The organism is Pseudomonas sp. AKS31, from assembly GCF_023634765.1.
Classification (GTDB): Bacteria; Pseudomonadota; Gammaproteobacteria; order Pseudomonadales; family Pseudomonadaceae; genus Aquipseudomonas.
On record NZ_JAMLFX010000001.1, the window covers coordinates 1,294,058 to 1,303,575 of the forward strand.

Sequence of the window (9,518 nt, forward strand, 5' to 3'; positions counted from 1 at the left end):
GTTGTCGGCCGGTCTCGGAAACCGGCAGATTCTCGGCAAGATAACGCGCAGCCTTTCTCTGCCGTTGTCTCGCCGTAACAGCGAGCAGCGGCATCCCGTGCATGACCCGTCCTGGGCCATGTCTGGACGTTCCTTCTCTTCGACGCTGAACAGAGCGTGATTTCGACTGCACCGTCGTGATCGCAGCCCTATCGACACGCCTGTCGTTTCTGACCGGCGCGCCAGGCCTTGCCGTGCCGGTTGTTCCGGCGGACGAGGCGCGGCCGTACCTGCTTGACGGTTTCCCGGCTGACCATAGGGGCAACAGCCATGAAACTTACGCTCAAGGAATTTTTCGCAGGCTTCCTGCGGACCCGCCACATCGCCCGGCACTTCCGTCGTCTGGCGCTGCTGGAATCGATCAACGACACCACGGTCAGCCGTGAAGTCCCGCCTACCCTGGCCAACACTTTGGTCGACGCTGCGCATTGCGACAGCGGCGAATTGCTGTCGTCACTCGGCACGCATTCCGATGGCCTGACCGATTTCGAAGTCGATGCCCTGCGTGCGCAATACGGCCTCAACGAAGTCGAACACGAGCAGCCGCTGCCATGGTGGATTCACCTGTGGCACTGCTACAAAAACCCGTTCAACCTGCTGCTGACCCTGTTGGCGGTGATCTCGTGGCTGACCGAAGACCTCAAGGCTGCCGTGGTGATTTTCTCCATGGTGGTGCTGTCGACGCTGCTGCGTTTCTGGCAGGAAAGTAAATCCAACCAAGCCGCCGATGCGCTGAAAGCCATGGTCAGCAACACCGCCACGGTGATGCGCCGTGACGCGCCGCGCAGCGAATTGCCGATCAAGCAACTGGTGCCGGGCGATCTGATCGTGCTCTCGGCCGGGGACATGATTCCCGCCGATTGCCGGGTGCTCAGCGCCAAGGATCTGTTCGTCAGCCAGGCGGCGATGACCGGCGAATCGATGCCGGTGGAAAAATTTCCGCGTCAGGCTGATCGCGACACGCGCAATCCGCTGGAGCTGGACAACATCCTGTTCATGGGCACCAACGTCGTCTCCGGCACAGCGGTGGCGGTGATTCTCACCACGGGCAACAGCACCTATTTCGGTGCGCTGGCCCAGCGAGTTGGCGCAACCGATCGCGCAGTGACTTCGTTCCAGCAAGGCGTGAATAAAGTCAGCTGGCTGTTGATCCGTTTTATGTTCGTGATGGCGCCGCTTGTGCTGTTCATCAACGGTTTCACCAAGGGTGACTGGACCGAAGCGTTGCTGTTCGCGTTGTCGATTGCCGTCGGTCTGACCCCGGAAATGCTGCCGATGATCGTCACCTCGACGCTGGCCAAAGGCGCGGTGTTCCTGTCGCGTAAAAAAGTCATCGTCAAACGCCTCGATGCGATCCAGAACTTCGGCGCCATGGACGTGCTGTGCACCGACAAGACCGGCACCCTGACCCAGGACAAGATCTTCCTCGCGCGCAATGTCGACGTCTGGGGCGAAGACTCTGACGACGTGCTGGAAATGGCTTATCTGAACAGCTACTACCAGACCGGCCTGAAAAACCTGCTCGATGTCGCTGTGCTGGAACACGTGGAAATTCACCGTGAACTGAAAGTCGGCACGGCATTTCGCAAGGTCGACGAGATCCCGTTCGACTTCAATCGTCGGCGCATGTCGGTGGTGGTCGAAGGTCGCGGCCAACCGCATCAACTGATCTGCAAAGGTGCGGTGGAAGAAGTCTTGGCGGTGTGCAGCCGCGTGCGTCACGGCGACGTCGATGAAGCCTTGAGCGATGAATTGCTGACCAGGATTCGTCAGGTCACCGCAGCATTCAACGCTGAAGGCTTGCGCGTGGTGGCGGTGGCTGCCCGCTCGATGCCCGAAGGTCGCGACACTTATAGCTTGGCTGATGAAAATGAACTGACGCTGATTGGTTACGTGGCGTTCCTCGATCCACCGAAAGAAAGCACCGCGCCCGCGCTGAAAGCCCTGGCCGAACATGGCGTGGCGGTGAAAGTGCTGACCGGCGACAACGAACTGGTGACCGCGAAGATATGCCGCGAAGTGGGTCTGGCGCAACAAGGTCTGTTGCTGGGCAACGACGTTGAGCGCATGAGTGATGCCGAACTGGCGGTGGCCGTGGAGACCACCAATGTCTTCGCCAAACTGACGCCGTCACACAAGGAGCGCATCGTGCGCATCCTCAAAGGCAACGGTCACGTGGTCGGTTTCATGGGCGATGGCATCAACGATGCGCCAGCGCTGCGTACCGCCGACATCGGTATTTCCGTGGACAGCGCGGTGGACATCGCCAAAGAGGCGGCTGACATCATCCTCCTGGAAAAAAGCCTGATGGTGCTGGAGGAGGGCGTGCTCGAAGGGCGGCGCACCTTCGCCAACATGCTCAAGTACATCAAGATGACCGCCAGCTCCAACTTCGGCAACGTGTTCTCGGTGCTGGTCGCCAGTGCGTTCATTCCGTTCCTGCCGATGCTGCCGATGCACCTGCTGGTACAGAACCTGCTCTACGACATTTCGCAGATTGCGATTCCATTCGATAACGTCGATGAGGACATGCTGAAAAAGCCACAACGCTGGCAGCCGGGTGACGTCGGGCGCTTCATGCTGTTCTTCGGCCCGATCAGTTCGATCTTTGACATCACTACGTTCGCCTTGATGTGGTACGTGTTTGATGCCAACACCCCGGATCATCAGACGCTGTTCCAGTCCGGCTGGTTCGTGGTCGGGTTGCTGACCCAGACGCTGATCGTGCACATGATCCGCACGCCGAAGATACCGTTTCTGCAAAGCCGCGCCGCCATGCCGTTGCTGGTGATGACCGGGATCATCATGGCGGTCGGCATCTTCTTGCCGATGGGGCCGCTGGCGCACTACTTCAAACTGCAGGCGCTGCCATCGCTGTACTTCGTGTTCCTGCCGGTGATCCTGCTGGCGTACATGGCGCTGACCCAGGCGGTGAAAGGGTTCTACATCCGCCGGTTCGGCTGGCAATAACAGCAACACCGCTGCCCCTCTGCAGGCGCTGTCGAAGGCTGCGATCTCTTGAATCTGCTTTTTTAGATCAAAAGATCGCAGCCTTCGGCAGCTCCTACAGGAGTGTTCGTTTCACCTGGATTTCAAGCAAACCCTACCAAAGGGATTGTTGTGTTTTTAAGAGATTTGACTATGCAAGCCATCAACAACCTCAACCTCGATTCGCTGCTCGACACCCTCGTCAGCCTCAGCGCCGCCTTCATCCTCGGTGGCCTGATCGGTTTCGAGCGTCAGTACCGGCAGCGCACGGCGGGCCTGCGCACCAATGTGCTGGTCGCCGTCGGCGCAGCGATTTTCGTCGACATGGCCAACCGTCTCGCCGGCGCCGAAGGCGCGGTGCGTGTGGTCGCCTACGTGGTGTCCGGCATCGGCTTTCTCGGCGCCGGGGTGATCATGCGCGAAGAAGGCAATGTGCGCGGCCTCAACACCGCCGCGACCCTGTGGACCTCCGCAGCAGTGGGCGCCTGCGCCGGTGCCGACCTGCTCGCCGAAGCCGTGCTCGGCACATTGTTCATCCTCGCCGCCAACACGCTGCTGCGGCCGATCGTCAACAACATCAACCGCCAGCCACTGGACGTGGTCTCGGCAGAAGTCACCAACATCGTCTACGTCATCGCCCGGCGCTCACAGCAAACCGCCGTGTTCGCCTTGCTTGAGGCCGAACTGGAACGCAGCAATTACCCGGCCAGCGATGTCGATGTGCACGCGTTCGGTGCCGATGAAATCGAAATCGAAGCGACGCTGGCGACGACGTCGGTCGATGGTGACGAGCTGGATGCGCTGGTCGCAAGAATCTCGACTTCGGCGCTGGTGGTGCAGGCGTTCTGGAGTCCGAGTACCACGGAATGAACAGCTCTCCTCGGTTCAGAACATGGCTACAGCAGGTCATGCCGATTTGCCCGCTGCACCTTCGATGAATGATCGTATTTTTCAGAATATTCCTACAGAACCCGCCCCAGGGCTTGCGTAGTCTTGCCGCACCCAGCAACCGTGACCCCGGGAGATTGACCATGATCAATAAAGCCCTGCGTATCCTGATCGCCGACTCGCAGCATTTCCACCGGATGAAAATCGAGCGTCTGTTCAATAGCCTCGATTACTACCGCGTGGCGCCGGCACAAAGTCTCACTGAGCTGTTGACGCTGGTGGACTATGGGTGCGAACCGTTTGATGTGGTGGTCGTCAATGCCGAGCTGGCGTCAGGTTCGCTGGATCTGCTCGGATTCTTTCTCGATAACCCACAGGTTCGGCAGGCGTTGATCTACAACGAAGCCACGGCGCCGTTGCACCCGGTCTCGGGATTCGCCCAGGAAAATGTGCAGATCAACCATTTGGCGCTGCCCTCAAAGCACTCGATCAGCCAGTTGATGACGGTGGCCGATGCACCCGCAAGGCCAGAAAAACCGGCCGCGCACATGCCGCGCCCGCAGATGCAATACGCTGCATATGCATAAACTGACGCTGGCCGCAACTGTCAGGTCTGACAGGTGATTTGCTCCCTGTTCCATGTAACAGTCCCTGCGCAGCCACAAAGTCTGAATCAGCCTGCGCCAGTGGTCTGTTCGTCAGATTTGGCACCGGGAGTGGCCATGAAGTCAGCGCTGATCGTCGACGATCATCCGGTGGTGCGCGCCGCCATCCGGATCGTGTTGCAAACCGAAGGATTCAAGCAGATATACGAGGCCTCACAAGGCAACGAGGTGGTCTCGCTCATCCGTGAACACTCACCCAGACTGGTCATACTCGATCTGCATTTGCCCGTGCTCGGCGGGCTGGAAGTTCTTGCCAGGATCAAAGCCAATGGTTTTCGTTGCCGGGTGCTGGTGTTCAGTACGCACGAACCGATGTTCTATCAGGAGCGCTGTGTGCGCGCCGGAGCCATGGCCTATGTGACCAAAACCAATCAACTGGAGCAGTTGCGCGAAGCCATACGAGCGGTGACGTCGGGACACACCTATTTTTCTGCATTCCCGGCCCATTTCAGCGTGCTGAATGCCGTGCAAACCACGGAAAAACAGATGATCGAGCAGCTCTCTGACCGAGAACTGAGTATTTTCGAGCAACTGGGGCAGGGCAAGTCCAACAAGGCGATTGCCGAGGACATGGCCCTGAGCCACAAAACCGTCAGCACCTATAAAACCCGGCTGATGAAAAAACTCGGGGTCACTTCAGCGGTGCACTTGCGCGATTTCGCCAAGCGCAATCATGTGATCTGAGCGAACCGACATGAGGCACGGACGCTGGGTTGCCTGGCTGTGGTTGAGCCTGATGGCTACCTGCTGGGCGAGTGATACGCCGCAGGTGCTGCAAGTGCTAAGCCGTACCGGGCTGGACAACGTCCAGTTGCGTCTGGACGAACAGGACCGGCAATGGCTGCACCAGCACCCGGTGTTGCGCCTGGGAATTTCCGGTGCGGATTACCCGCCGTTCGAGATATCCCGCAATCAACAGGAGCTTGAGGGGCTGACTGCCGATTACGCCGATCTGCTGGCGCAGCTGCTCGGTGTACGCATCGAAGTTCACCGTTTTGCCAACCGCGATACGGTAATGGCAGCACTCAAGCGCGGCGATCTCGATCTGCTGGGCACCTCCAACAGTTTTGAAACCGCTGACCCGGACTTCATCCTGTCCCGGGCCTACGCCGAAGATCAGCCGATGCTGGTGACACGGGTCGAAGAGTCGTTGCCGAGCGATCTGGCCGGCAAACGCCTGGCCATGGTCGAGGACTATCTACCGCTGGCGAGTGTGCAAGCGTTTTATCCCCAGGCCAGTGTGCGGCGTTACCCCTCGGCCATGGACGCGCTTGGGGCGGTGGCCTTCGGTGCGGATGACGTTTATCTGGGCGACTTCATCAGTGCCAACTACCTGATCAACACCAATTATCGCAACGACCTGCAATTGGCCGGGCCGTCGCGGCTGGATGCCAACGCGTTCGGCTTTGCCCTGTTGCGCAGCAATGAGCACCTCAAACGCATGGTCGACAAGGCGTTGACGGCCATTCCCAAGGAACGTCGCCAACGCATCGAGCAGCGCTGGAGCGTTGGCCTCGCCGAGATGGCGAAGCAGTCGCGGGTGCAACTGAGTGCCAGTGAACAGGCGTGGCTGGACCGGCACCCGCTGGTTCGCGTTGGCGCCATCGAGGACTTCGCGCCGCTGACGTTTTTCGACGCCGATGGCCGTTTCAGCGGACTGTCGGCACAACTGCTGAGTTTGATCAGCCAGCGCAGCGGGCTGAACTTCGAGATTGTGCGCGGGACGTCGCTGGATCGGCAGATCGAGCAGCTCAAGGCCGGTGAACTGGATGTATTGCCGGTGGTGACGCCGAGCAGCGAGCGCGAAACCGAACTGCAATTTACCCGGGCTTACCTGAACAATCCGTTTGTGCTGGTCAGCGCAATCACCGCGCAGGGGCCGCTCAACCTTGATGATCTGGCCGGTAAACGGCTGGCAATCTATCGCGGTCATCCGTTGCGCGCTTACCTGTTGGGTCGCGTGCCGCGCATCCGTCTGGTCGAAGTCAAAAGCCCCGCAGAGGGCATGGCGTTGATTGCCAAGGGCCAGGTCGACGTCACCGTGAGTTCGTTGCTGGTGGCGCGTTTTCTGATCGCACGTCACTACCGCGAACGCTTGCGCGTTACCGGCACGATCGGCGACCAACCGGCGCGCATTGCGTTGGCGACGGCCCCGCAGATGCCGGCCCTGCATTCGATCCTGAACAAGGCGCTGCTGAGCATCGCCCCGCAACAGATGGACGAACTGGTTGAACGCTGGAGCCACGACGTGGTGGTGGAAGACAGTTATTGGTTACGCCATCGTCACGAGATTCTGCTGGGGTTTGCCGTAGCGGCGGCGTTGCTGGTGCTCGCGCTGGCCTGGATCGTTTTTCAGCGGCAACAGATTCGCCGGCGCCAGCAATGGTTGCAGCAATTGCAGGAAGCCAAGGACGCGGCGGACGACGCCAATCGGGCCAAGACCACGTTTCTGGCGACCATGAGTCACGAGATCCGCACGCCGATGAATGCCTTGATCGGCATGCTCGAACTGGCCTTGAAGCGCGCTGAGGAAGGTGTGACCGATCGTTTGGCGATTCAGGTGGCGTCCAATGCCGGGCAACAATTGCTCGCGCTGATTGGCGACATCCTCGATATCGCGCGGATCGAGACCGGGCATTTGTCGCTGGCGCCCGAACGCGCCAACCTGCGTGAGCTGGTGGTGTCGGTGTGCCGGGTGTTCGAGGGGCTGGCGCGGCAGAAGCGGTTGTTTTGGCACATCGAACTTGATGCCCGCAGCAACGTCGATGTGCTGATTGATCCGACGCGCTTCAAACAGGTGCTGTCGAATCTGCTGAGCAACGCAATCAAGTTCACCGAAGAGGGCGAGGTCAATCTGCGGCTGGTGGTAACCGCCGCGACGTCCGAGCGCCTGGCCGTGAAAGTAGTGATTGAAGACAGCGGGGTGGGGATCAGCCAGGACGATCGACAACGGCTGTTCAGCCCGTTCGTGCAGGCGAGCAATCACACGCAGTCGGCCCGCAGCGGTTCCGGACTGGGCCTGGTCATCAGTCGCAGCCTCTGCGAAATGATGGGCGGCACGCTGCGGCTCGACAGCGCGCCGGGTGAAGGCACGCAAGTCGAGGTCAGTCTCGAACTGCCGTTGTTGGCTGTCCTCACTCAGATGCCAACCCCGGAAAATAAACTCGCCGCGACCTGTTCACTGAGTGTGCTGGTGGTCGACGATCACCCGGTGAACCGTTTGCTGTTGTGCTGGCAATTGACCGAACTCGGCCATCACACGGTCGACACCGAGAATGGTGATGAGGGCCTGCAACGCTGGCGCACTCAGGCGTTCGATGTGGTGATCACCGATTGCAACATGCCACGGCGCAACGGCTATCAACTGGCACGGGCGATCCGCGAAGAAGAAGCGAATTCCGGCCGGCAAGCGTGTCTGATTCTCGGTTTTACTGCCAATGCGCAGGCCGAAGAGCGCACGCGGTGCCTGAATGCCGGCATGGACGAATGCCTGTTCAAACCGATCCGCTTGCACGACCTGGCGCGGGCGTTAACGGCTGCCAGTCATTGCGACGAGGCGGCGAACCCCGGCCAGATGCCGACGCTGGCGGAAATCGACCTGAGCACGCTGGAGCAAATGGCCGGGGACAACCGTGCGCTGATCGAACAGTTGCGCAAAGAGGTGTTGAACAGCCTGCACCTCGATCTGCAACGTCTGGAGGTTTTGCAGCAGGCGCAGGATCGGCCAGGGCTGGGCGAACTGGCGCATCACATCAAGGGCGGGGCGCAGATGGTCGGTGCGGCGCGGGTCGTGGCGGCGTGTGTTGCGCTGGAACAGGCGTGTCGCGAAACGCACGCGGCGCCGCTGGGCGTTGCGAGTGAAACGTTGCGCGAGGCCATGGTCGGCCTCGCGCAACGCCTGCAAGTCTGACGGGCGGCGGGTCAGTCCCAGTGCGGCGCGATGCCTTTCGGGCTGGTCAGGCGATGGCCGCGGTCTAGCGTGGCAATCAGCGCCATGTCGGCGTCGCTCAACGTCAGTGCGGTAGCGGCAAGGTTGCTTTGCAGGTTGGCGCGTTTGGTCGACGACGGAATCACCGCGTAGCCCGACTGCATGGCCCAGGCCAGCGTGACTTGCGCCGGGGTGGCTTGCAGGCGCTGGGCAATCTGCTGGATCAGCGGATCTTTCAGCACTTCACCGTAGGCGAGGGTCATGTACGAGGTGATGTGGATGCCTTGGCTGCGGGCAAACTCGACCACTTTGCGGTTCTGCAGGTACGGGTGCAGTTCGATCTGATTGGTCGCGATGTTTTCTGCGCCGACAGCTTTGATGGCTTGCTGCATCAGGTCGATGGTGAAGTTGGACACACCGATCTGCCGGGTCAGGCCCAGGCGCTTGGCTTCGAGCAGGGCACCCATGAATTCTTCGATCGGCACCTGATTTTCCGGCGACGGCCAGTGAATCAGCGTCAGGTCGAGGTAGTCGGTCTGCAGTTTTTCCAGACTCTCCTTGAGGCTGTCGATCAGGCGATCCTGGGCGAAGTTGGCGACCCAGATCTTGCTGGTGATGAACAGCTCATCGCGTGGAATGCCGCTGGCCGCAATGGCCTCGCCGACGTCGGCTTCGTTTTCGTAGATTTGCGCGGTGTCGATGACCCGGTAGCCGAGTTCGAGAGCGGTGCTCACCGAGTCGATGACCACCTGGCCTTGCAAACGAAACGTGCCAAGACCGAAAGCGGGAACAGACATGAAAGACTCCAGGGTTGCAGTGGGAATGGCCCCGAGTATCCGCGTCTGCATCGTGGAGAAAAACCGTGGGTAAGGCAAAGCACTGTTGACTACAAGTCATGAATCTTTCCCAAGACGTGTGTTGTCAGGGCTGGCCCCTTCGCGAGCAGGCTCGCTCCCACAGGAGATCTGTGGTGTTAACAAATCCTCTGTGGGAGCGAGCCTGCTCGCGAA

The 9,518-nt window shown here is 60.1% G+C and carries 6 protein-coding genes; 5 read left to right on the forward strand and 1 reads right to left on the reverse strand.

Annotated features, from left to right (window positions below; translation table 11 throughout):
- Positions 1–309: 309 nt before the first annotated feature.
- The 5 genes from mgtA (at position 310) to M9827_RS05700 (ending at position 8,490) form a co-directional block, all read left to right on the forward strand.
- Entirely contained in the window at positions 310–3,009 is a 2,700-nt protein-coding gene (mgtA, locus tag M9827_RS05680; protein ID WP_250604097.1) for a magnesium-translocating P-type ATPase, read from the forward strand.
- 171 nt (positions 3,010–3,180) lie between these two features.
- Positions 3,181–3,897 (forward strand): MgtC/SapB family protein, encoded by a 717-nt coding sequence (locus M9827_RS05685; RefSeq protein WP_007913384.1) that lies wholly within the window; start codon positions 3,181–3,183, stop codon positions 3,895–3,897.
- A gap of 161 nt (positions 3,898–4,058) precedes the next feature.
- Positions 4,059–4,502: a chemotaxis protein CheY gene (locus M9827_RS05690; protein ID WP_250604099.1), complete on the forward strand. Its 444-nt coding sequence runs from the start codon at positions 4,059–4,061 to the stop codon at positions 4,500–4,502.
- Between the two features lie 135 nt (positions 4,503–4,637).
- Positions 4,638–5,264 (forward strand): response regulator transcription factor, encoded by a 627-nt coding sequence (locus tag M9827_RS05695; protein WP_250604101.1) that lies wholly within the window; start codon positions 4,638–4,640, stop codon positions 5,262–5,264.
- Between the two features lie 52 nt (positions 5,265–5,316).
- Entirely contained in the window at positions 5,317–8,490 is a 3,174-nt protein-coding gene (locus tag M9827_RS05700; protein WP_502943384.1) for a transporter substrate-binding domain-containing protein, read from the forward strand.
- An 11-nt stretch (positions 8,491–8,501) separates the two neighbouring features.
- Here M9827_RS05700 and dkgB read toward each other — a convergent pair whose 3' ends face one another.
- Entirely contained in the window at positions 8,502–9,305 is an 804-nt protein-coding gene (gene dkgB, locus M9827_RS05705) for a 2,5-didehydrogluconate reductase DkgB (protein WP_250604105.1), read from the reverse strand.
- Positions 9,306–9,518: the final 213 nt, after the last annotated feature.